This window comes from Streptomyces sp. URMC 127 (assembly GCF_051386535.1).
In the GTDB taxonomy this organism is placed as follows: Bacteria; Actinomycetota; Actinomycetes; order Streptomycetales; family Streptomycetaceae; genus Streptomyces.
In genome coordinates this window covers 1-23,468 of the sequence record NZ_JBPQTW010000104.1, presented here as the reverse complement: position 1 = coordinate 23,468, position 23,468 = coordinate 1, and the positions used below count along the sequence as shown (strand labels likewise).

The window sequence follows — 23,468 nt, the reverse complement described above, 5'->3', positions numbered from 1 at the left end:
GCTCAGGGGGCGGTCAGGGCGGGGCCCAGGAGCCAGGAGGCGATCTCGCGGAGGGCGCCGCTGCCGCCGGGCGCGGAGGTCACGGCCCGGGCGGCGCCGCGTACGGCGTCGTGGGCGTCCGCGACCGCCACGGGCCAGCCGACGAGCCCCAGGCAGCCCAGGTCGTTGACGTCGTTGCCGACGTAGAGCACGCGGTCGGGGGCGATGCCCTGCTCCTCGCACCACTGCTTGAGCGCGCGGTCCTTGCGGTCGACGCCGTGCAGGACGGGCACGCGCAGCTTGCGGCCGCGCGCGGCGACGACGGCGTTCTCCTCGGTGGAGAGGATCAGCAGGGCGAGCCCGGCGCGGCGCAGGGCGGCGATGCCGAGGCCGTCGCCGCGGTGGACGGCGACGAGTTCGCGGCCGTCGGCGTCGATGAGGACCCGGTCGTCGGTCTGGGTGCCGTCGAAGTCCATGACGACGGCGTCGACGTCGGTTCGGGCGGGGAGCGCGGCGGTGCCGGGGCCGTCGAGGAGGGGGGCGAGGGCGCGGGCGCGGGCGAGGTCGTGCGGGTCGTCGACCTCCAGGACGCGGGCGGCCTCGGTGCGGACGAGTTCGGTGCGGCCGAAGAAGCGGTGCCGGGCGGCGCGGAAGCCGTCGGCGCGCATGGCGTAGGCGGCGCCGGTCTCCAGGAGGTCCTGGGGGCGGTCCTGGCGGCGGGGGCGGTGGCTCTTGTCGTGGTTGACGCCGTGGGCGGTGCCGTCCTGCCGCCACACGAAGCCGTGGAAGGGGGCGACGGTCAGGGCGCTGTCGGCGCCGCCCTCGACCACGGCCTCGGCGACCCCGTCGACGTCGCCGCTGGTGAGGAAGGGGCTCGTGCACTGCACCAGGAGGACGGTGCCGACTGCGGTGCCGTGCATCGCCTCGTACGCGTCCATCGCGTGCAGTACGGCCGCCTCGCTGGTTGCGGTGTCGCCCGCGATCGCGGCGGGGCGCTGGACGACGACGGCTCCGGCGGCGCGCGCGGTGGCGGCGATGCCGGGGTCGTCGGTGGAGACGACGACGTCGGTGACGAGGCGGGCGGCCCGGCACTCACGGACGGCGCGGGCCACGAGGGGCACGCCGCCGATCGGGGCGAGGTTCTTCGCCGGCACGCCCTTGGACCCGCCGCGGGCGGGGATGACGGCGACGACGGCGGGGGCGGCCTGGTCAGCCGGTTCGGCCGGGGCGGCTTGCATGTCGGGCTCCTTGCGTATCCAGGAGTTCTGGGTGGGCGGGACAGCAACGGTGCGGGGGCCTGGCGCGGGGCCTTGCACCAGCGACGGCCGTTGCGCATTCCGCCGGACGCTCGCCGCGGCGGCACTCCGCCGTTGCGGCGGAAGGAACGTCCCGCGGCGGCAACCGGGAGCCGGCGGCGCGGAGCACCTCCCTCCGCCGCAACGGCGAACGACTGACGGGGCGGAACCCGGCGACGCCGGAGACCCCCCTCCGCCGCAACGGCGAGCGACCGACACGGCGGGATCCGGCGGTGCCGGACCGGGCGCCACACCGGAGGCGTGCCTCCGAACCGGACCGGGCGCCACACCGGAGGCGTGCCTCCGCGGCCGGGACGCCGCCGGCGGTCACAGTTCCCCCACGCGGCGGATCAGGGGAGCCACCCGCTGGACGCCGTGGCGGTACGCGCCGCGGGCCGCGTCGCGCAGGGCGGCGCGGCCCCCGCGCCGGAGGGCGCTCTCCTCGCGGGGAGCCGCCGCCCGGCCGGGAAGGGGCCGGCCCCGGTGGTCGAGGCCGTGGCGGGCGAGGACGGCGGGGAGATAGCCGGGTGCGGTGGCCGGGGTGTAGTAGGGGGCGAGCGGGGGAAGGCCGGGCCGGGCGGCGAGCTCGGCGACGCGCTCCCGCGCCGCGGCGAAGACCGCTTCGCCGGAGCCGTCGGCGGGCACCCCGTGGGCGGCGGCCCACTGCGGGTCCGCCTCGGGCGCGTGGCCGGCGTCGAGCTGGTCCCAGGAGGCGAGGCACCCCGAGCCGAGGAAGTGGTGGTTGCCCAGCGCTTCGCGGATGCCGAGGTCGGTGAGCACGGCCGTGGGAATGCCGCGGTGGAGCGACTCCAGGGCCGCGGTGGAACTGACGGTGACGAGGAGGTCCGTACGGTCGAGGACCTCGCCCATGTGCCCGTACACGAGACGGCAGTTGGGCGGCAGACCGCCCGGCAGCCGTGCGGCCAGCTTCTGGTACGGGAGTTCCTCGATGTGCGTGGTGTGCTCGCCGGGCTTGCTGCGAAGCTTGATGAGCACCTCGCGCTCCGGATGCGCCCGGGCGTGCGCGACGGCGCGGCGGAGCAGGTAGCCGCGCTCCGCGCGGCTCTCGGGCACGGAGGGCTGGGCGGCGAACACCACGGTGTACGGCCGCATTTGCCCCTCCTGCGGCCCGGTGCGGCGTTCGCCGAGGAACGGCAGCGCCCACTCGGTCACGCAGCCCGCGTCGGCGCCCACCCCGGCGTAGACGGCGCGGAAACACGCCGCGTCGTCCGGGGAGTTGGCGAGGACGACGTCCGCGCCGTGGCGCAGCAGCAGCCCGTCGGCGAGCTTCTCGTAGACGACGCCCACGTAGCCCGTCACGACGACGGGCCTGGCCGGGTCCCCCTCCCAGGCGGCCGCGAGCCCGTGGAGCACGGCCTGGACGGCGCCGCCGACGCAGGCGAGGACCACGACGTCGTACCGGTCGCGGCCGGCCGTGCGCACGAACTCCACGCCCGTGACCTCGCTGATCTCCGCCGCGCGCACGCCCACTTCGCCGAGCTGGCGCGCGGTGGGGGTGGCGCGGCCCCGCAGGAGGCGGCCGTCGAGCCGGGCGCCCGGGGCGAGCCGGTGCGCGGTGAGCGCGCCCCATTTCCACCGGGTGTCGGAGTCGGCGAGGACGGCGATCCGCAGCGGAGGCCCGGTCCCTGACGGCGACGGAGTACGTGACGGAGTACGTGATGGCACGTCGCCGACGATAGAAATCCATTCCGTTTCGTTGCCCAACGCGAGGGCAACGGCTGGTAAACAGCACAACGACGATCGGCGAATCGGCCCGGCGGAAGGGCCGGTTCACCGTTCTGCCGCGCTTCGTTCACCTCCGCGCCCGCCCGCGGACAAGACGAATGCCGGGGGGCCGCCTAATGTCGCCGGGGTGGTCAAGCTCTCCGTCATCGTCCCGTTCTTCAATGTTCAGACCTTCGCGCCCGACGTGCTGAGAAGTCTGCGGGCGAACGCCCGTGAGGATTTCGAATTCATTCTCGTGGACGACTGTTCCACCGACGGCACGCCGGCGCTGCTGGAGCGCGCCGGGCGGCACGAGCTGCCGGGGGCCGTGGTCGTCCGCCACGAACGCAACGGCGGCCTCGCCACCGCCCGCAACACGGGGCTGGACGCGGCGCGCGGCGAGTACGTGACCTTCCTGGACGGCGACGACTGGCTGGCGCCCGGCTACTACGACCGGCTCGTCGCGTACATCGAGGAGCTGGCCGTGGACTTCGTCCGCACGGACCACGTGCAGTGCACGGGCCGCACCCGCACCGTGCAGCGCGTCCCGCACGGCCGCCGCGGGGTGGTCCTGGACCCGCGGAGCGCGATCCTGCCGGCGGACCGCTCGACGTCCGTCGACTACCCGTACGCGTGGGCCGGGATCTACCACCGGCGGCTGCTGGACGAGGGCCTGCTGCACTTCCGGGACGGCCTGCGGACGGCGGAGGACCGGCCGTGGATCTGGCGGCTGCACCGCGAGGCGCGCACGTTCGCGGTGGCCGGAATGCTGGGCGTCTTCTACCGGCGCGGGGTGGCGACGTCGCTCACACAGATCGGTGACGTACGCCAGCTCGATTTCCTGCGGGCATTCGACCAGGTCATCGAGGAGACGGCCCGCGACCGGGACGCCGGGGAATTCCTCCCGAAAGCCGTGAGAACGTATTGCGCCATCATGGCCCACCACCTCACGAATATCGAACGCTTTGAGCCGCGGGTAGCCCGCGCATTGCGCACGAAGAGCGCGGCCGCACTGCGCCGGCTGCCACCGGAACTCGTCAAGGACGCCGTGAATTCCATGGACTACGACCGCGCGGCCCTCCTGCGCAGACTGAGGCGCCGGCCGGCCGGCGTCTCACGTGCAGCGAAGGCGGCAGTCTGATGCCCGCTACGGACCCCTCCCTCGCTCCCCCCGCACGTCGCCGCACGCAGATCTTCCTCGCCTCCACGCTGTACGGCGCCGCGACGCTCGCCGCCGCCCTGGACGCCGGCTGCTTCCCGCCCGCCGACCGCCGGCTGCTGCTCGTCGCCAACACCGCCGCCGTACCGGAGACCACCCCGGCCCTCGACGAGGCGCCCGGCTTCGAGCGGCTGCGCACCCGCTTCGACGGCGTCCTGTCCTGGAACGACGCCGTCCGCCCCTTCCACCCGTCCGGCTGGTCACCGCGGCCCGACGACGCGCCCCTGTGGGAACGGCACTTGCGGCTCCTGTGGGGCCTGGGTGAGGACGACGTGTCGCTCGCCGTCGAATCCCTCCAGGTCAGCCCCGCGAGCGCGGTCGCCCAGTGTTTCGCCGACGCCCCGCTCGACGTCTACGCCGACGGCCTCATGAGCTACGGCCCCACGCGCAACAAGCTCGACCCGCTGATCGGCACCCGCGTCGGCCGGCTGCTCCACCTGGACCTCGTACCCGGCCTGCGGCCGCTGCTGCTGACGGAGTTCGGGGTCCCGCAGGAGATCGTCCCGACGGACGTCTTCACGAAGGTGCTGGCCGAACTCGCCGAGGCCGCCCCGGCGCTGGACGCGCCCGAGGGCGCGGCGCTCCTCCTCGGCCAGTACTTGTCGGCGCTCGACATCCTGACCCCCGAGGAGGAGGAGCGGCTGCACGTACGGATGCTGCGCGGCGCGGCCGGACGCGGCCACCGCGAGCTCGTCTTCAAGCCGCACCCGGCGGCGCCGGCGCGCTGGTCACGGATGCTGGAGGAGGAGGCGGAACGCCTCGGCGTCGCACTGACGGTCCTGGACACGCCGGTCCTGGCGGAGGTGGTCTACCAGCGGCTGGGCCCGGCGCTGGTGGCGGGGTGCTTCTCGACGGCCCTGGTGACGGCGCGGACGTTCTACGGCCTGCAGGCGGCCCGCACAGGCACGGACCTCCTCCTGGAACGCCTGACCCCGTACCAGAACAGCAACAGGGTCCCGGTGACGCTGGTAGATGCGTACCTGCCACCGCTAGAGCCCGCGTTGCGGGCAGACGGCCCTCAACCTTCGTTGTGGGCAGGCGTCCCGCAGGGCGATGGGGGTCCCCCCTGCTCGAGCGGAGCCGAGAGCTTGGGGGAGGGTGGGCACAACGCCACCGACGGACGCGCACCTGACGACGGCGCTGCACCCGACCTCAACGCCCTCCTCGCAGCCGTCGGCTTCGCGATGCAACCCCAGATCTACCCGAACCTCCGCAACGCCGCAGAGCAATACCTCCGCACCCACCTCACCCCCCACACCCGCCGCTACTTCAAACGCCGCCGCCTCACCGCCCTCGCCCTCCCCGGCGGAATCCCGTCCCAGCTGTCGTTCCTGCCACGCAACCCGACCGTACGAAGGGTCGCCCGCCGGGCACGAGCGCTCCAGCGGCGCCTGTCCCAGGGCAAGACGACGCCGACCAAGACGACGGTGACGACATGACGGCCCCGACCCTGCCCCGTCCCGCAGCCGAGAAGCGGCCCAAGCCCTTACAGGACGGCACCCCGGACGGCCGCCGCCTCCGCCCCCTGGACGCCCTGCGCCTGATCGCCGCACTGATGGTGGCGCTCTACCACTACGGCGGCCGCGACGGCGACGTGAGCCGCGCGTGGGGCACGTCGCTACGGCACGAATTCCCCACCCTCTCCGGCGCGTTCGCCTACGGCTGCCTCGGTGTCGAGATCTTCTTCGTCATCAGCGGCTTCGTGATCTGCATGAGCGGCTGGGGCCGCCCCCTGCGCTCGTTCTTCGCCTCGCGCGCGGCGCGCCTCTACCCCGCCTACTGGGCGGCGATCCTGCTGGTCACCGTGGCGTTCGCGCTGCCGTGGGTGACGTACAGGACGGTGTCGTTCAGCGACACGCTCGTGAACCTGACCATGCTGCAGCAGCCGGTGGGCGCCCAGCGCGTGCTCGGCGTGTGCTGGACGCTCTGGGCCGAGCTGCGCTTCTACGCCCTCTTTGCCCTGTTCGTCGTGCTGCCGGGCGCGACCCGGCACCGGGTGGTGATGTTCTGCGCGGTGTGGACGCTGGCGACGGTCGTGACGACCGCCTCGCACGTGGAGTTCCTGCGGGTCGTCGTGATGCCGGAGTACTCGTCGTACTTCATCGGCGGCATCGGCCTGTACCTGGTCCACCGCTTCGGGCACGACCTCCTGCACTGGGGCATCGTGGCCGTGAGCTTCCTCGTCGGGCAGCACTACGCGGTGGCCGGCCTGTGGCACCCGCCGAACCCGCACTACTTCTCGTACCGCTCCCCGTACGTGATCGTGGCCGTCCTGGCGCTCGGCTACGCGGCCGTCGCGGCCGTCGCCCTGCGCAAGGGGAGCCGGCTGAACTGGCCGTGGCTCACGGTCGCGGGGGCGCTGACCTACCCCTTCTACCTGGTACACGAGCACCTGGGGTGGGTCGTGATCGGCGCCCTGCACCGGGGCCTGGGCCTCCCCTCGTACGCGACGCTCGGCCTGACCCTCGCCCTGATGCTGGGCCTGGCCTGGCTGCTGCACCGCTGCGTGGAGCGGCGGCTGACGCCGCTCCTGCGCAGGTCACTCGACCCGGGATCCGCCCGGCGGTAGCAGCGTGGCCTCGATGCCGGCGACGACCGCGTGCAGGCCGGTCTCGAAGCCGGCCTCCATCTCGCCGAAGAACTCCGCGCCGGCCGCTATGACGAGGGGGTAGCCCTCCAGGCGGCCGGCGCGCTCCTCCAGGTCGTAGGCGGGGTCGCGCTCGCCGCCCGGCACCGGGTGCACGGACTGCTCTTCCATCACGTACCCCATCGTGTACGTGTTGACGGTGAACCAGGCGCGGGCGGCGGCGCTCGGCGTAAAGCCCGCCGCCACGATGTTCCGCATCATCTGCTCGACCGGCCCGGCGTAACTGCGGCCGGTCAGGCGCGTGCCGCCGAAGACCTTGGCGCCGTCGCGGTAGCCGAGCAGGAAGCGGCGCACCACGCGGGCCGATCCGGCCAGACAGTCCTGCCAGGTGCTGCAGTCGACGGCCGAGAGCGGCTCGGCCATGCGCCGGAACATCTCCGTGGCGACCTCGTCGAGCAGCTCCTGCTTGTTCTTGAAGTGCCAGTAGAGCGCGGGGGCCTGGACGCCCAGCTCCTTGGCGATCCTGCGCAGGGTCAGGCCTTCGAGGCCCACCTCGTTCAGCAGGCCGAGTGCGGTTTCGGCCACTTGGGCGCGGTCGATTCGAGTTGCCACCTTGACAGCTTAACGGCGTTCAGTTCACTCTGGGGACAGCGCGAACTTAACAACGTTAAGGGGGATTCTCGTGAACGCTGCAGCACGGACCACTGCCGCACCTACGCCTGCCGCACCTATGCCTGTCGCACCTGCACCCGCCTCATCCGCACCCGCCTCACCTGCCGATGTCGAGGTGCTCATCGCCGGCGCCGGCCCCACCGGCCTCGTCCTCGCCATCGACCTCACCCGGCGCGGCATCCGTCACCGGCTCGTGGAGAAGGAGGGGCGCGGCTTCCCCGGCTCGCGCGGCACGGGCATCCAGCCGCGCAGCCTGGAAGTGATGGATGACCTCGGAGCCATAGAGGCCCTGCTCGCCTCCAGCGGCCCGATCCCGACGATGCAGACCTGGGAGGGGACAGAGCGCGCAGCCCATTGGCAGCTCGTGGAGCCCGGCGAGCCCTCGCCCGGCGTCCCCTACCCGGATGCGCTGATGTGCCCCCAGTGGCGCACGGTGGAGGTGCTCTACGAGCGCCTGGAAGAGCTGGGCGGCCGGGTGGACTTCAACACCGGCCTGGTGGGCTTCACGCAGGACGAGCACGGCGTCACGGCCGAGCTGCGGCACGCCGACGGCACGGTCGAAACTGTGCGGGCCGGCTATCTCGTCGCGTCGGACGGCGGGCGCAGCGCCGTGCGCAAGGCGCTCGGGGTGCCCTTCGAGGTCGAGGTCGTCGACAAGCGCCACGCCCTGGTCGCCGACGTGCGGATGCCCGGCTTCGAGCGCGCGGGGGTCGACCGCGACTACTGGCACATGTGGACGAACGCGCCCGGCGGGCTCCTCGGGCTGCGTCCGCTGGAGTGCACGACGGACACCCTCCAGATCATGGCCTTCTGGCAGGACGCCTCCTACGTCCCGGACCCGGCCCGCGACGCCACGCCCGAGGCCCTCGCCCGGCTCATCACCGCGCGCACGGGGCTCACGGGCCTCGTGCCGGAGGAGGTCATCTGGGCCTCGGCCTTCCAGCCCAAGGCCGGGATGGCCGCGCGCTTCCGCGACGGCCGGGTCCTCCTCGCAGGGGACGCCGCGCACATCCACTCCCCCGCCGGCGGCCAGGGGCTCAACACCAGCCTGCAGGACGCCTACAACCTCGGCTGGAAGCTCGGCGCCGTCCTGCGGCACGGCGCGCCGGACGCCCTGCTCGACACGTACGACGCCGAGCGCACGCAGGTGGCCGCCGAGGTGCTGGAGCTGAGCACCCGCATGCACGGGCAGGACCGCAGCGTCGGCCTGGAGCGGGGCCTGTCGCGGCGCGGCAAGGAGACTCACCAGCTCACCCTGAACTACCGCACGGGCCCGCTGGCCCGTGAGCTGCGCCGCGATCTCCCGCAGGACGGGCTGCGGGCCGGGGACCGCGCGCCCGACGCGCCCTGCACGGATGCCTCCGGTGCGCCGTTCAGCCTCTTCGACGCCTTCCGGGGCCCGCACTTCACCCTGCTGGACCTCACCGGTTCGGACGCGGTGGGCGAGCAGGCCGCGGCCGCGGTGGCGGATGCGGAGTGGGTCCGTACGTACCGGCTGGGCGGGACCGCGCCCGACCTGGTCGACGCCGGGGGGCATGCCGCGGACGCCTACGGCAGGGGGCTGTTCCTGATCCGCCCGGACGGCTATGTCGGGCTGGCAACGGACGAGGCGGCCGACGTACGGGCGTATCTGGCGGAGGTGTCGGGCATAGCGGCGCCGACGGCGGCAACGGCGGCACCGGTGACGGCGGCGATACCGGCCTGAGAGCGGGACCCCTCGCGACCGCTCGCGACCACTCGCGACCGCTCGGCTCAGACCCCGTCGTGGTTCGTCGCCGCCCCCGCCGCGGGGACCTTGAGGGTGTAGTCGACCGAGACGGCGAAGCGGCCCGAGGAGCCCCGGATCTCCAGGGTGTGGTTTCCGGGCTTCAGCGGCTCCATCTGCACCCAGAGGCCGCAGGCGTGGGTGCGGAAGGTCCCGCCGCCGTCGGTGAGCGGGTTGCCCTCCTCGGCGGTGACCCGTACGGGCGTGGCGTCGTAGCGCTCGGTCCGCAGGGGCTTGCCGTCGAGGGTGGCGGTGCCCTTGGCGGGGGCCATGAACTCGGAGCAGCCGGCCTGGTCGCTCATCAGGTTCACGAGCGGGAAGGCCACGCGCCGGTTCGCGGGGACGGCACAGGTGCGCTTGGCGCGCTCCCCGAAGGTGCCGGCCAGGAACCAGACGCCGCCGTCCTTCTGGCCCTGGGCGCACATGCTGCCGTCCCGGTCCTCGACGGGGTTGGAGCCGCTGGGGCTGGAGGCCGCCCAGGTCCACCAGCGCCCCTGCAGGTCGGAGGCGCTGAGCGGGCCCGCCGCCGCGTCGGGGGCCGCGGTGGCGGTGGCGCCGCCGTTCGGGGTGCTCTTCGCGTCCGCGTGCTTCGGGGAGGGAGCGCCCGCGCAGCCGGCCGCCAGCAGGGCGGCGCCGAGCAGCAGGGCCGCGGGGGCGAGGGGTCTTCCAATACGCATACGCGAACCCTACGGTCCTATATGTCCATCAGTGCGGCAGCAACGCAGGAGGGCGAGGGCCGAGAGGAGCAACGGAGGGGGCGTACGGAGGACGGGGCGGGCCGCGGGCCCGTCCTCAGAGAACCAGTGACAGCAGCAGGACGAGGACGAGCGAGACGACGGAGATGATCGTCTCCATCAGCGACCAGGTCTTGACCGTCTGGCCGACGTCCATGCCGAAGTACTCCTTCACCATCCAGAAGCCGGCGTCGTTGACGTGGCTGAAGAACAGCGAGCCGGCGCCGACGGCGAGGACGAGCAGCGCGGTGTGGGTCGTGCTCATGCCCTCGGCGAGGGGGGCGACGAGTCCGGCGGCGGAGATGGTGGCGACCGTCGCCGAGCCCGTCGCGAGCCGGATGCCGACGGCGATCAGCCAGGCCAGCAGCAGGGCGGAGACCGACCAGTCCTTGGAGAAGTCGAGGATCATGCGGCCGACGCCCACGTCGATCAGGGTCTGCTTGAAGCCGCCGCCCGCGCCGACGATGAGCAGGATCCCGGCGATCGGGGCGAGGGACTTCTCGACGGTCCCGGCGAGCCGCTCGCGGCCGAAGCCGGCGGCCCGGCCGAGGGTGAACAGCCCGACGAGGACGGCGGCCAGGAGCGCGATGAGCGGCGAGCCGATGACGTCGGCGACGCGCTGGACGTGGTGCTTAGGGTCGTCCACGACGATGTCGACGAGGGCCTTCGCCAGCATGAGGACGACCGGCAGCATGACCGTGGCCACAGTGACGCCGAAGCCCGGGCGGCGCTCCAGCTCGGCCGAGGGCCGCTGGGGTATCAGCTTCTCGGGCGGGGCGATGTCCACCCAGCGGGCGGCCACCCGCGAGAACAGCGGCCCGGCGACGACGGCGGTGGGCACGGCGATCAGCACGCCGAGGGCGAGGGTCACGCCGAGGTTCGCGCCGATGGCGTCGATGGCGGCCAGCGGGCCGGGGTGCGGGGGCACGAGGCCGTGCATGACGGACAGCCCGGCGAGCGCGGGGATGCCGATCCGCATCAGGGAGTGGTTGCCCCGCTTGGCGACCAGCAGCACCACCGGGATCAGCAGCACGATCCCGACCTCGAAGAACAGCGGCAGGCCGATGACGCCCGCGATCAGCACGATCGCCCACGGCATCGAGCGCGGGCCGGCCTTCGCCAGGATCGTGTCGACGATCTGGTCGGCGCCGCCGGAGTCGGCGAGGAGCTTGCCCAGGATCGCGCCGAGCGCGATGAGGACGCCGACGCCCGAGACCGTCGACCCGAGCCCCGTGGTGAAGCTCGCGATGGCCTTGTCCATCGGCGCGCCCGCCGCGGCTCCGAGCACCAGCGAGCCGATGGTCAGGGAGAGGAACGCGTGCAGCTTGAGGCGGGTGATGAGGAGGACGATGACGGCGATGCCGACGAGGACGGCGATCCCCAGCTGTGCGTGACCCGCCGACGTGATCGGTCCGGCGGGGGCCGCGGCCAGCATCTCGACGCTGAGAGTGCTCACGGGGCTTCCTTGGAGGAGGTGGAGGGAGAGGGGTGCTACTGCAGCTGCCTCAGGGCCCGGGCGGCCCGCTCGGCGATGACCTCCGGGCCGGGTTCGACGCCGGCCTCGACGCCCGCCTCGTCCGCTTCCAGCGGTTCGAGGGTCGCGAACTGGGAGTCCAGCAGCCTGGTGGTCATGAAGTGGCCCTTGCGGGCCGCCATGCGGCCGGCGATCAGATCGTGATCGCCGGTGAGGTGGAGGAAGACGAGCCCGGGCGCGGCCGCGCGCAGCCGGTCCCGGTAGGCCCGCTTGAGCGCGGAACAGCTGACGACCCCGCCGCGGCCCGCACGGCCCGCGGCCCACGCACCGATGGCGTCGAGCCAGGGGGCCCGGTCGGCATCGTCGAGGGGGGTCCCGGCGGACATCTTGGCGATGTTGGCGGCCGGGTGGAAGTCGTCCCCTTCGGCGTAGGGAACGCCGAGGGCCTCCGCGACGAGCGGGCCGACGGTGGTCTTGCCGGTGCCGGCGACGCCCATCACGACGACGACGTGCGGGTATGCCGGGCGGCTGGTCATCAGGGCCTCACTGTCTTCGTCTTCGTTGACGGGGGTGTGGCCACACTGAAACGCATTACGTACGACATATTCAAGCCCTTGTGACTCAAACGTCATACTTAATTCGCCGAGCCGGGAGATCGTAGGCTTGCCCCATGGAAAACCAGGGGCAGGGGCTGCACGCGCGCGTGCTGGAGTCCCTCGGGCCCGCGATCACCTCCGGCGCGTACCCGCCCGGCAGCGTCCTGCGCACCGACGAGCTCGAACAGCGCTTCGACGTCTCCCGCACGGTCATCCGCGAGGCGATACGCGTCCTGGAGTCCATGCACCTGGTCGCCTCCCGGCGGCGGGTCGGCGTGACGGTCCGCCCCACGGAGGAGTGGAACGTCTACGACCCCCAGGTCATCCGCTGGCGCCTCGCCGGCGCGGACCGGCCGCGCCAGCTGCGCTCCCTCACCGTGCTGCGCTCGGCCGTCGAACCGGTGGCGGCCGGCCTCGCCGCCCGCCTCGCCACGCCGGAGCAGTGCGAGGAGCTCACGCGGCACGCACTCGGCATGGTCGCCACCTCACGCGGCCAGCAGCTCGGCGCCTACCTCGTCCACGACGTGGCCTTCCACCGGGTGATCCTGCGCGCCTCCGGCAACGAGATGTTCGCCCGCCTGGGCGACGTCGTCGCCGAGGTCCTCACCGGCCGCACGGAACACCAGGTCATGTTCACCGACCCCGACCCGGCCGCCGTCACCCTCCACGTCCGCGTCGCCGAAGCCGTCCGCGAACGGGACGCCGCCCGCGCGGAGGCCCTCACCCGCGAGATCACCGCCGGCGCGATGGCGGAACTCGACATCCTCGCGCCGTAGCGGGCCTGTGGCGGGGCCGTGGCGGGAGTGTTGCGGCCACGCCACAAAACCCCCGAGGTACGACTAAATGATCGCCATCTCGAACGACCGTCCGTAGCCTGGCCTCATGCGCCACGAGAACGACCACGCCCGGCATCGCGCGGACGGCGACCGGCCCGCCTTCATCCGCCAGCGCTACGGGAGCCGCTGGGTCTACCACCACCGCAACCCGGTGGGCCTCGCCCTCATCATGATCGTGCCGATCGTGGCCATCGGGGCGCTGCTGCTGATGACGCGGGGGGCGGGGCGGTAGCGAAGGCAAGCGAAACCGGGCGGACATCGCAGGCCATTGCTGATCGATCGTTGTCATCGCCGAACGAACTGGCGTTTTCGGCGAGTTGAGCCACTAGGGTGATCTCGGCGCACCAAGGTGCGCCTCCCCTCATGGATCGTCTCCGGACCTCGTGCCCTCGGGGCCCGGCCCGACCCTGAGGATGGCCGTCGACCGGGATCTCGGCGGCCGGTCTGAGGGGAGGCGCCCATGGGGCGTCATCGGAAGCCGAAGCCGTCGATCCGCGAGCGTGTCAAGGACCTTCTGGTCCGCGTCACGCGGAAGCCGGGGAGGTGGCTCAAGGGCTGACCTGAGCCCCGATATATGAGGCTCAGGTCAAAGCCCCTGGCTTTCACCTTGGGCTCCCGCCTTGGATATCCCGGTCTGAGGCGGGGGCCCTCCCCGCTTACGGTAGCGGATCCGGCCGCGCCTTACACCGCCTTCCGCGACGGACTCGGCCGCATCGCGCAGCAGCCCGGTCCTCACCCCACGGCTTCACCTGCGGCCGCCCCGTCAAGGCCGTCCGGTGCTCGATCACTCGCCCTCACGCCATCCCCCGGCCAGCGCTCGAACCAGCGGAGGTCCGCCTCCAGTTGGGCAGCGAGCGAGATCAGGCGCGGCTCGCTGCCGGACGGGCCGAGGAACTGCGCACCCAAGGGAAGGCCGTCGCCCGTGAAGCCCGCCGGGACGCTCATGCCCGGCCAGCCGAGGACGTTCCACGGCCAGGAGTACGGGCAGGCCGCGATCATCGCCGCGTCCGTACGGCTGCTGGACAGGCCGGACAGGTCTCCGACCCGTAGCGGCGGGACCGCCGTTGCCGGGGTCAGGACGACGTCGAAGCGGTCGAAGATCTCCCCCACGCGCCGCCGCAGCGGCTCCTCCGCGGCGCGCGCCACGCGCAGGACGCCGCCGCCCAGGATCAGGCCGCCCCGGGCGTTGACCTTCGTGCGGGCGTCCAGCAGGGCGGGGTCGGGCACGCGACCGGCCCATTCCCGTACGCCGGACATCGAGCGCGGCACGAAGGCGAGCCCGATCAGCCCGTAGCGCGGCTCCTCCTCGACCACCTCGTGGCCGAGGGCCGACAGCCGCTCCGCGATGCGGACGGTGGCGGCCTTGGCCTCGGGGTCGAGCCGCTGGCGGGCGGCGGCGAAGGCGGGGCGCAGCGAGAGCGCGATCCGCAGCCGTCCGGGCTCGCGCTCGGCCGCGGCGAGGACATCCACGGGCGGCGGCCGGTGGAGGTCCCCCGGGTGGCTGCCGCTCGCCGCGTGGAGCAGGAGCGCGGCGTCGGCGACCGTACGGGCCAGGGGGCCGTAGCAGGTGATGCCGCGGAAGGACTCCGGCTCGGGCCAGGTGGAGATGCGTCCCCGTTGCGGTTTGATGCCGACCAGGTGTGTCCAGGCGGCGGGGATCCGTACCGAGCCGGCGCCGTCCGAGCCGAGGGCTGCCGGTACGAGCCCGGCGGCGACGGCTGCCGCGGCGCCGCCGGAGGAGCCGCCGGGCGTGTGTTCCGTGTTCCAGGGGTTGCGGGTCACGCCGAAGGCCGGGCCTTCGGTGACGGGCCACTGGCCGAGCTCGGGCGTGTTCGTCTTGCCGACGATGACCGCGCCCGCGGCCCGCAGCCTCCGTACGGCCTCGCTGTCGGCGGTTTTCGGCGGGAAATCGCCTGCGCAGCCGAAGGCGGTGGGCTCGCCGGCGACGTCGACGTCGTCCTTGACGGCCACCGGGACGCCGAGGAGCGGCGCCCGTTCCCCCGCCGCGAGCCGCCAGTCCGCCGCGTCCGCTTCGGCGAGCGCGGCCCCGGCCCGTACGCGGCGGAACGCGTTGAGCAGGGGCTGCGTGTCCGCGATGCGGGCCAGTGAGCGTTCGACGAGTGCGCGTGAGGTGACGTCGCCCGCGGCCAGTGCCCGTACCTGCGCGACCAGTCCACTGGCCGTCAGGTCCGGTGCGCCGTCCGTTAAGCCCGTGGTGTCTGACATCCGGTCCCTCCCCCGTGATGAACCCGGTATTCGCAGCTCTTCGCTCCGAATACCGTGAATACCGTGAGTGCACCTCTGGCCTCATTTTGTACCCTTCCCCTGGCTTGGGGAGGCGAGAGTGACGTCATCGACGGCGTTGACGGATGAAATCCGCGCACTGTACGGGCAGGAGGGGCGGCCGGCCGCGATGGTCGGCCGGTTCCGGCGTACGGCGGTGCTGGTTCCGACGGACGGTCAGGAAGACCTTCTGTCCGCCGACTACGGCGGCATCCGGTGGATCTACGCGTTCACGGACGAGACGGCGCTCGCGCGCTTCGCGCTCGCCCAGGGCGCGGATGGAACGGCCGACTGGACGTACCGCACCGTGCTCGGCGCGCGGCTGCTGGACGTGGTCGTGCCGGCGGTCGGCGTACCTGCGGGTGTCGCGCTCGACGTCGGCAGCCCGGAGCCCGTGCTGTTTCCGCCGGTGGTCGGAATCGTGCCGGACGCGTACGCAATCGATGCGGACGCAGACGCAGGCGCTGACGGCGATGCTGACTCCGAAGCCGACGCCGATGCGGACGTCGATGCAGACGCCGGCGTCATAGCCCCTGCCCGACGCGCGGAGGGCACGGCGTGAGCGACCCCAACCTCGCGGCCGACGCCGCCGCGATGGGCAACATCGCCAAGGGCATCAACGAGGCCATCGGCGAGCTCAAGTCCCTCGGCACGCCGGGCGAGGCCGCCGTGGGCCGCGGCTTCGACGAACTCGCCCTCAGCGGCGTCGAACTGGGCCACGAAGGACTGGCCGCGGCCTTCAAGACCTTCTGCAACCGGTGGGACTGGGGCGTGCGTGCCCTCGTCCACGACGGCAGCCAGTTCGCCGAGCGGGTCGGCCTCGCCGCCGGCTACTACCACGAGCAGGACGTGTACATCCGGGACTCGTTCAAGGTCGGCGTGAACGCCGCAATGGGCAACCCGCACCTCCTGGAAGAGGACGTCGAGAAGAAGTCCATGAGCGAGATCCTCGCCGACAACCCCATCAACGACTACAGCAACCCCGACTACAGCGCGGAATCGTTCCGCAAGGCCGGGGAGAACAGCAGCCGGGTCTGGGCGCACACCCTCCGCGACGCCTCGACCGGCGCGGCCAACGGCTTCGGCAAGGGCCCGCTCGGCCGTCAGGGCACGGACGTGGCGAACAAGCTCGCCGACAAGCTGGACGGCGGCGAAGGCAGAGGCGAAGGCGCAGGCGGAGGCGCAGGGGCAGGCGCAGGCGCAGGCAGCGGCCAGGGCGGCCGCGAAGACGGCGGCAGCGCACCGCAGACCGGCGAGCCCGGGGCGGCCGGCTGATGGGCATCTGGGGACCGATCGACGCCCTCGGCGAGCTCGCCGAGAAGGGCGTGCACAAGGTCGAGAAGAAGGCCGGCGAAGCCGTCGAGTGGGGCGCGGGGAAGGTCGCCCAGGGGCTCGACAAGATCGGCGCGCACGACGAGGCGCTCGCCGTCCGCTACCTGGGCGACCGCGCGGCCTCGGAGCTCGGCGCCGAGGTCAAGGAGCAGCAGCTCGGGCAGACCGAGAACCCGCTGGCCCTCGTGCACGGCGAGCCGGGGAACATCGAGGCCGCCGCCAAGCACCTGCACGCCTTCCACAAGGCCTTCGACACCGCACGCTCCGGCCTTCAGCGGGTCCACTCGGGCGAGTGGAAGGGCGAGGGCGCGAACGGCTTCGACACCCGTTTCGCGCCGGAGCCGAAGAAGTGGGCGCAGGCCGCCGACGCCTGCGAGAGCGCCGCGAACGCGCTCTCCGCGTACGCGCACACCGTCCGCTGGGCGCAGAAGCAGGCGCTGGAGGCGATCCGCCTCTACAAGCAGGGCACGAAGGCGACGAAGAAGGCCACCGACGCGTACAACGACAAGGTCGACGCGTACAACGCGAAGCTGAAGGAGGGCAAGGACCCGGGCGCGCGCCCCGGTGACTTCCACGATCCCGGTGCGGCCGACATCAAGGAGGCGCACCGCATCCTGGACGAGGCCCGCAAGCAGCGCAACACGGCGGCGGGCGAGGCCAAGGCGAAGATCGACAAGGCGGTGGCGGCCGCGCCGAAGGAGCCGGCCTTCCACACGCGCATGAAGAACGACGTCCAGGATCTCGCCCAGGGCGGGCAGGTCGAGCTGCTGCATTTCGGCGGGGGTGTCTTCCGGGCCGGTACGGACCTGGTGAAGTTCGGCCGCAGCATGAATCCGCTGGATCCGTACAACGTGACGCACCCCGCGGAGTACCTCAACGGTGTCAGCAACACCGCTGCCGGTCTCGTCTCCCTCGCGTCCCATCCGGAGCGCATTCCGGGGGCGCTGCTCGGCCCTGGGTGGGGATCCGATCCCTCCGAGGCCGGGGGACGCCTCCTCGGCAACTTCCTCCTGTCCCTGCCCAGCGGCGGGGCCGCGGGCGCGGGCACGCGGTTCGGGGCGGGGGCGGCGCGCGAGGGTGCGGAGATCGGCGCGCGGTCGGCCGCGCGCGCCGGGGCACGGGAGAGCGCCGCCCGCACCACGGCCCGGGACGCGGCCAAGGACCACCCGCACGAGCCGAACACCAACCCCGGCAAGGCGGAGGTCTGCGAGACGGACCCCGTGGACATCGCGACGGGGCGCATGTTCCTGCCGCAGACGGACGTCGTGCTCCCCGGCGCGCTCCCGCTGGTCTTCTCCCGCCACCAGAAGTCCGGCTACCGCTGCGGCCGCTGGTTCGGCCCGTCGTGGGCGAGCACCGCCGACCAGCGGCTGGAGGCCGACGACGAGGGCGTGATCTTCGTCGACGAGCACGGGCGGCTGCTGGAGTACCCGCATCCGGTTCCGGGAGTGCCCACGCTTCCGGCGAAGGGCCCGCGGTGGCCGCTGGCGATCGAGGCGGACGGCACGTACAGCGTGACCGACCCGGAGACGGGTCACACGCGGCACTTCTCCCCTCACGGGGACGGCGGCGGCCCGGCCCTCCTGCACCAGCTGACCGACCGCAACGGTCACTGGATCACGTACGAGTACGATGCCGACGGCGCTCCCACCGCGCTCGCCCACTCCGGCGGCTACCGCCTGCGCATCACCACGGACGCGGCGGCCGGCCGCATCACCGCCCTGCACCTGGCGGACGACACGGAGCTGGTCCGCTACGGCTACGACGAGGCGGGAAACCTCGCGGAGGTCGTCAACTCCTCCGGGCAGCCGCTGCGTTTCGGCTACGACGAGCGCGCCCGGATGACGTCGTGGACGGACCGGAACGGCACGCACTACACGTACGCGTACGACGACGAGGACCGCTGCGTCTTCCAGACGGGCACCGAGGGGCACATGCGCTCCTCGCTCGCCTACGCGGAGCCGGACCCGGACACCGGCCTGCGCGTCACCCGGGTGACGAACTCGCTGGGTCACACCAGCACCTTCACCATCAACCGGCGCTCGCAGATCGTCGCCGCGACCGATCCCGCCGGGGGCACGACGCTGTCGGCGTGGGACCGGCACCACCGGCTCCTGTCGCGCACGGATCCGCTGGGCGCGAGGACGGAGTTCCGCTACGACGACGCGGGGCGCCCGACGGAGGTGTTCCGGCCGGACGGCCGGCGGCTGTCGGCCACGTACAACGCTCTGGGGCTGCCGGAGACGGTCACGGGGGCGGACGGGGCGGTCTGGCGTTACGGGTACGACGAGGCGGGCAACCGCACGTCGGCAGTCGACCCTTCCGGCGCGGAGACGCGGTACGCGTACGACGATGCCGGCCATCTGTCAGCGGTGACGGACGCCCTCGGCAACACCACCCGTATCACCTGCAACAGGGCGGGCCTTCCCGTCGAGGTCACCGACCCGCTCGGCGCCGTCACCAGCTACCGCCGGGATGCCTTCGGCCGCGTGACGACCGTCATCGACCCGCTCGGCTCCACGACGCGTCTGACGTGGACGGTGGAGGGGCGGCTCGCGCGCCGCATCGCCGCCGACGGCGCCGAGGAGCGGTGGACGTACGACGGCGAGGGCAACTGCACGGCGTACACGGACGCGCTCGGCGGCGTCACGCGCTACGAGTACGGACCGTTCGACGTCCTGACGGCGCGGACGGGTCCGGACGGCGTGCGCCACGAGTTCACGCACAACACGCACCTGCAGCTCACCCGCGTCACCAATCCGCAGGGTCTGACCTGGGACTACGCGTACGACCCGGCCGGCCGGCCGGCGGCCGAGACCGACTTCGACGGCCGGACGCTGACGTACGCGCACGACGCGGCGGGGCGGCTCGTATCCCGTACGAACGGGCTCGGCGAGACGATCGCCTACGAGCACGACGTGCTGGGGCGCGTGGTGCGGAAGGACGCGGCGGGCGCGGTCACGACGTACGTGCACGACGCGGCGGGCCTGCTGGCCGAGGCGTGCGGCCCCGACGCGACCGTCGTCTACAGCCGGGACCGCCTCGGCCGCGTCAAGTCCGAGACGACGAACGGCCGGACGCTGACCTTCGCCTACGACGCGCTCGGGCGGCGCACGCGCCGGGTGACGCCGGGCGGGGCGGTGAGCACGTGGACGTACGACGCGGCGGGGCGGCGCGCGTCACTGACCGCTTCCGGGCAGGTCTTCGAGGCCGAACACGACGCGGCGGGCCGGGAGGTCGCGCGGCGCTTCGGGCAGGGCCTGACCCTGTCGTCGGCGTGGGACGCGGTGGGCCGCCTGGTGTCCCAGGGGCTGGAGGGCGCCGGCGCGGAGCTTCTGCAGCACCGCGCCTACACCTACCGCCGCGACGGCCACCTCACCGGCATCACGGACGTGACGAACGGCTCCCGCACCTTCGAACTGGACGCGGCGGGCCGCGTCACGGCGGTCACCGCGGCGAACTGGCAGGAACGGTACGCCTACGACGAGGCCGGCAACCAGACGGAGGCGGCGTGGCCCGCGGGGCACCCGGGCGCGGAGGCGCAGGGCGCGCGTACGTACTCGGGAACACGCATATCCCGCGCGGGCGGAATCCGCTACGAGCACGACGCGCAGGGCCGGGTGGTCCTACGGCAGAAGACCCGCCTCTCCCGCAAGCCGGACACGTGGCGCTACGAGTGGGACGCGGAGGACCGCCTCACGGCGGTGGTGACCCCGGACGGGACGCGGTGGCGCTACGCGTACGACCCGCTGGGCCGCCGCATCGCCAAGGAACGCCTGACGCCCGCGGGTGAGGTGGCGGAACGCGTGGATTTCACCTGGGACGGCGCGACGCTCGCCGAACAGACCAGCACGGACGGCAGGTTGCCCAACCCCGTAACCCTGACCTGGGACTACCAGGGCCTCCACCCGATATCCCAAACGGAACGCATCTCGGCGGCGGACGCGCCCCAACGCGAGGTGAACCGCCGCTTCTTCGCGATCGTGACCGATCTGGTCGGCACGCCGACGGAACTGGTCGACGAAACGGGCGAGGTCGCCTGGCGCACCCGCTCCACCCTCTGGGGCACGACAGCGTGGTCGCGCGACAGCACGACGTACACCCCGCTCCGCTTCCCGGGCCAGTACTACGACCCCGAAACGGGCCTCCACTACAACTACCACCGCCACTACGACCCGGAAACGGCCCGCTACACGTCCCCGGACCCCCTGGGCCTGACCCCGGCCCCGAACCCGGCGACGTATGTCGACAATCCCCATACGTGGTCGGATCCGCTGGGGCTGATGAGGTGCGGTCAGGGTCATGGGCACAGAGGGGAAGCTGAGGGCCCTGGAAATGCAGCCAATGGCGCGCGCCTTAGAGAGCAGCTCCGCGAGGAGGCGGGACCGGTTGGCTCCATCCAGGGAATCGAGGATGTGATGAACAATCCGGAGATCCTGGCTGGAGGCGTTCGTCCCGAAGATGTGCGGGGGGCGTTGATAAACGCTCCCGGATGGCGTGAAGAGACCCTCGGAAAGGGTGGCCACGCAGGCCAGGGCTGGGTTCTCCGTGAGTACACCGAGCGGGGTCACGAGACCGGCAGGATGCTTCGCTGGCACCCGGGCGGTGGGCATCACGGCGAGGGCCCATACTGGCGAGTGAAGGGATGGGAAGGCGATTTGGGAGGAATCATCAGATGACTGCAGAACAACGGACCGATGCATTTGTCCGGCAGCTCGTCCGCGCTCTGCGAAATCTCTCGTCAGACGCTGAATCCCAAATCGCATTCACACACCGACTTGGCGTCGGAGTTGACGAGATCGCGCTGGAATTTGACGACGTCTTCCGCCAAGCCCATGGCATGTGCGCCACGGGACTGCTACCCGAACAGATCGAAGACGCCCTGCGCCCCATTGATTCACAACTTCAGCAAATGACCAATTCTCGCCAGCCGGTGTGGAACGAAGACAGTGTGCGGTCATCGCCGGAGTGGCGCGCAGTGCGCTCCTTGGCACGCGAAGCCCTTGACCGCCTAACAGAGCAGGACACCAAGTGAGGGCGCAGTCAACGGACTCAAAGGGGCGATCAAGGTTTCCATGAAAAGGACAGGATTCTACAGAACATTTTCCCGCGTCACCCCCTCACCCTTCGGATTCCCCGTCCCCGCGGAGGCGCGGTACGTCTCCGCCGCCCGGATGCGCGAGCTGATCGAGACAGCGCACCAGAAAGGGTTCAGTGGGAAGGGCGCTGGGACCGAGGAGTCGCGCGGACCCGGGTTCGTCGTGATGCCCTACCACCCCGAAACCTCACCGGAGGCCAGCTGGAAGTGCTTCGCCTTCGCGCTCCCGCCGAAGGACGCAGAACCGGGCATACCGGAATCCGGGCTCGGCGGGCCGTATCGGCTGGACCTTGCCGCGCCAGACTTTTACGCGCTTCCGAAGGTCAGGCGGAAGACCAGGGATTTCTTCCTCGCGCGCCTCGTCTGGGCGGCAGCAGCTCGTCGAAGGAGTGACTAGAGTTTTCGATCATGAGTATGGGCATGGTGAACGCCGGCGAGGGGTCCCCCAGTGCTGCCCCGCCGCCCGTCGCTCCCCCGTGGGTTGCGCCCAGTGACATTGAGCGTCGGCTCTACGCGGCCAAGGTGCGTGGTGACTGGCCGGGGTACTTCGACGTGCTTGCGCGGGCCGATTTGTTTGTCGCCGTCTCGCGGCAGCAGGCCGACGCGCGGCCCGGCTCCGTGGTTTTCAGCCCGTACTGGAATCCGCAGACGCGGACGTCGTGCCTGGCCGTGTTCACCGAGGGGATGCTGCCGGCGCCCGTGTCCGATCCCGTGTTCGTCGCGCAGTCCCTGGGCTGGTACGCCCGCGTCTGGGAGGACTCCGATCCGGCGTTCCTGGCGGTCAATCCGGGCAGCCCTTGCGAGGCGCTGCTGCCGGCGACGCCCGCTCACCGGGCCGTCTGGCAGCAGCACCACGACCGCGCCCGCAGCGCCGGCAAGGCGGCCCGCGGCGAGCTGCGCGCGCTGCACGTGGGCGGGCCCCTGCACGGGCCGGTCGCGCACGGGCTGGCCTGTGCGGCGCTGCTGCTGGTGAACAACGGCGAGTTGTGGAACGCCATGGCCTACCACGGCACGGGCTATCACCACGAGCGGCTCCGGCTGGAGAAGAGCTGGGGCATCACCGACCGCGAGGGCTGGTACCGCGCCCAGGAGCAGCTGCTGAACGCCGGCATGGTCAGCGACGTGTGGCAGTTCGTGCTGGGCGTCCGGCACGCCCTCGCCCGGGACTTCGCCGGGCCGGTCGCCCTGGAGCACTGGCGCGAGGGCGCCGAGCGCGTGCTGCGGCGCAGCATCGAGGAGGCCGGGCAGGCGCGGATCACGCCCGAGGGCGTCACCCCGGGGCGGCCCGTCTCGGCGGCCGAGGCGGAGTCGCAGGTCGCGGGCGTGCGGCGGATGATCGGGCGCATCGCCCGCTACGAGGCCCGCTTCCGCGCGGACGGACTGCTGCCCGAGGGCGCCTACATCCGGACCGCGGAGGCCTGGGACTACGGGCGCGCCTCCGGCATGGCCCGCTGGGGGCTCGGGGCGCGTTTCTGCACCCTGGAGGAGGCCGAGCAGGCCGTCCTCCGTGCCGGCCGTGCCGCCCGGTCCGCCTACCGCTCGTGGGAGGACTTCTCCGCCGCGTACATCCTCGGGCGGTGCCTCCACTTCGACGAGGAGGAGTTCGGGTCCTGGTACAGCGACATGCTCGATGCGCATCGCGTCCTCACCACCGACCCCGCCAGCCCCTGGCTCAACATCCCCTGGGCGTAAGCCCCAATGGGTGCCCTTACGGGTATGGCTACCCCCACCACACGGACGGGCGCCGGCCCCATGGGCCGGCCGGCGCCCCTTCGGACAGCCTGTTCCCCATGACATCCGCCATCCGCACCGCCCTGCTCCTCACCCTCTCCGCCACCGCCTGCGCCTCCGCCCTCACCCTCCCCGCCCAAGC

Annotated in this window: 19 protein-coding genes; 12 read left to right on the top strand and 7 right to left on the bottom strand. The window is 72.4% G+C overall.

Annotated elements, in window-relative coordinates:
- Positions 1-2: 2 nt before the first annotated feature.
- Together ACSNOH_RS20670 and ACSNOH_RS20665 are read right to left on the bottom strand one after the other, a co-directional pair.
- Complete coding sequence (locus tag ACSNOH_RS20670) at positions 3-1,217, bottom strand: cytidylyltransferase domain-containing protein (protein ID WP_436722874.1); 1,215 nt, start codon at positions 1,215-1,217, stop codon at positions 3-5.
- Positions 1,218-1,601: 384 nt separating this feature from the next.
- On the bottom strand, positions 1,602-2,960 hold the full coding sequence (locus ACSNOH_RS20665) for a DUF6716 putative glycosyltransferase (protein WP_436722873.1): 1,359 nt from the start codon (positions 2,958-2,960) through the stop codon (positions 1,602-1,604).
- Positions 2,961-3,147: 187 nt separating this feature from the next.
- Between ACSNOH_RS20665 and ACSNOH_RS20660 the strand changes: the two genes are divergently transcribed.
- Genes ACSNOH_RS20660 through ACSNOH_RS20650 form a run of 3 tightly spaced genes read left to right on the top strand, consistent with a single transcriptional unit; the run spans position 3,148 to position 6,787 of the window.
- Positions 3,148-4,140, top strand: coding sequence for a glycosyltransferase family 2 protein (locus tag ACSNOH_RS20660; protein WP_436722872.1), 993 nt, complete (start codon positions 3,148-3,150; stop codon positions 4,138-4,140).
- Positions 4,140-5,657, top strand: coding sequence for a polysialyltransferase family glycosyltransferase (locus ACSNOH_RS20655; RefSeq protein WP_436722871.1), 1,518 nt, complete (start codon positions 4,140-4,142; stop codon positions 5,655-5,657). Before ACSNOH_RS20660 ends, ACSNOH_RS20655 begins: the two co-directional genes overlap by 1 nt.
- Entirely contained in the window at positions 5,654-6,787 is a 1,134-nt protein-coding gene (locus ACSNOH_RS20650; protein ID WP_436722870.1) for an acyltransferase family protein, read from the top strand. The genes ACSNOH_RS20655 and ACSNOH_RS20650 overlap by 4 nt, the downstream gene beginning before the upstream one ends.
- Here the strand turns inward: ACSNOH_RS20650 and ACSNOH_RS20645 are convergent.
- Positions 6,758-7,417 carry a TetR/AcrR family transcriptional regulator C-terminal domain-containing protein gene (locus tag ACSNOH_RS20645; protein WP_436722869.1) on the bottom strand — a complete coding sequence of 220 codons (660 nt, stop codon included), beginning with the start codon at positions 7,415-7,417 and terminating at the stop codon, positions 6,758-6,760. The two genes, ACSNOH_RS20650 and ACSNOH_RS20645, sit on opposite strands and share 30 nt — an antisense overlap.
- A 175-nt stretch (positions 7,418-7,592) precedes the next feature.
- Between ACSNOH_RS20645 and ACSNOH_RS20640 the strand changes: the two genes are divergently transcribed.
- Complete coding sequence (locus tag ACSNOH_RS20640) at positions 7,593-9,182, top strand: FAD-dependent monooxygenase (RefSeq protein WP_436722868.1); 1,590 nt, start codon at positions 7,593-7,595, stop codon at positions 9,180-9,182.
- 47 nt (positions 9,183-9,229) lie between these two features.
- Here ACSNOH_RS20640 and ACSNOH_RS20635 read toward each other — a convergent pair whose 3' ends face one another.
- From ACSNOH_RS20635 to ACSNOH_RS20625, 3 genes are all read right to left on the bottom strand, one after another.
- Positions 9,230-9,919, bottom strand: a complete 690-nt coding sequence (locus ACSNOH_RS20635) for a signal protein (protein WP_436722867.1) — start codon at positions 9,917-9,919, stop codon at positions 9,230-9,232.
- A 115-nt stretch (positions 9,920-10,034) separates the two neighbouring features.
- Positions 10,035-11,432 (bottom strand): GntP family permease, encoded by a 1,398-nt coding sequence (locus tag ACSNOH_RS20630; RefSeq protein WP_436722866.1) that lies wholly within the window; start codon positions 11,430-11,432, stop codon positions 10,035-10,037.
- 35 nt (positions 11,433-11,467) lie between these two features.
- Positions 11,468-11,986 carry a gluconokinase gene (locus ACSNOH_RS20625; RefSeq protein WP_436722865.1) on the bottom strand — a complete coding sequence of 173 codons (519 nt, stop codon included), beginning with the start codon at positions 11,984-11,986 and terminating at the stop codon, positions 11,468-11,470.
- 134 nt (positions 11,987-12,120) lie between these two features.
- Between ACSNOH_RS20625 and ACSNOH_RS20620 the strand changes: the two genes are divergently transcribed.
- Complete coding sequence (locus tag ACSNOH_RS20620; protein ID WP_436722864.1) at positions 12,121-12,822, top strand: FadR/GntR family transcriptional regulator; 702 nt, start codon at positions 12,121-12,123, stop codon at positions 12,820-12,822.
- Positions 12,823-12,928: 106 nt separating this feature from the next.
- Positions 12,929-13,114 (top strand): hypothetical protein, encoded by a 186-nt coding sequence (locus ACSNOH_RS20615; protein WP_436722863.1) that lies wholly within the window; start codon positions 12,929-12,931, stop codon positions 13,112-13,114.
- A gap of 500 nt (positions 13,115-13,614) precedes the next feature.
- Here the strand turns inward: ACSNOH_RS20615 and ACSNOH_RS20610 are convergent, their stop codons facing one another.
- The gene (locus ACSNOH_RS20610; RefSeq protein WP_436722862.1) at positions 13,615-15,108 is read right to left on the bottom strand and encodes an amidase; all 1,494 of its coding nucleotides are present in this window, start codon (positions 15,106-15,108) and stop codon (positions 13,615-13,617) included.
- Positions 15,109-15,226: 118 nt separating this feature from the next.
- On the opposite strand from ACSNOH_RS20610, the gene ACSNOH_RS20605 reads away from it, so the two are divergent.
- The 6 genes from ACSNOH_RS20605 (at position 15,227) to ACSNOH_RS20580 (ending at position 23,287) form a co-directional block, all read left to right on the top strand.
- A complete protein-coding gene (locus tag ACSNOH_RS20605; protein ID WP_436722861.1) occupies positions 15,227-15,727 on the top strand; it encodes a hypothetical protein in 501 nt (166 codons plus the stop codon).
- Positions 15,724-16,440: a hypothetical protein gene (locus tag ACSNOH_RS20600; protein WP_436722860.1), complete on the top strand. Its 717-nt coding sequence runs from the start codon at positions 15,724-15,726 to the stop codon at positions 16,438-16,440. The genes ACSNOH_RS20605 and ACSNOH_RS20600 overlap by 4 nt, the downstream gene beginning before the upstream one ends.
- Complete coding sequence (locus tag ACSNOH_RS20595; protein WP_436722859.1) at positions 16,440-21,176, top strand: putative T7SS-secreted protein; 4,737 nt, start codon at positions 16,440-16,442, stop codon at positions 21,174-21,176. The genes ACSNOH_RS20600 and ACSNOH_RS20595 overlap by 1 nt, the downstream gene beginning before the upstream one ends.
- A complete protein-coding gene (locus ACSNOH_RS20590) occupies positions 21,173-21,532 on the top strand; it encodes a hypothetical protein (protein WP_436722858.1) in 360 nt (119 codons plus the stop codon). Before ACSNOH_RS20595 ends, ACSNOH_RS20590 begins: the two co-directional genes overlap by 4 nt.
- A gap of 139 nt (positions 21,533-21,671) precedes the next feature.
- Complete coding sequence (locus ACSNOH_RS20585) at positions 21,672-21,992, top strand: hypothetical protein (protein WP_436722857.1); 321 nt, start codon at positions 21,672-21,674, stop codon at positions 21,990-21,992.
- Between the two features lie 125 nt (positions 21,993-22,117).
- A complete protein-coding gene (locus ACSNOH_RS20580; protein WP_436722856.1) occupies positions 22,118-23,287 on the top strand; it encodes a DUF1266 domain-containing protein in 1,170 nt (389 codons plus the stop codon).
- Positions 23,288-23,468: the final 181 nt, after the last annotated feature.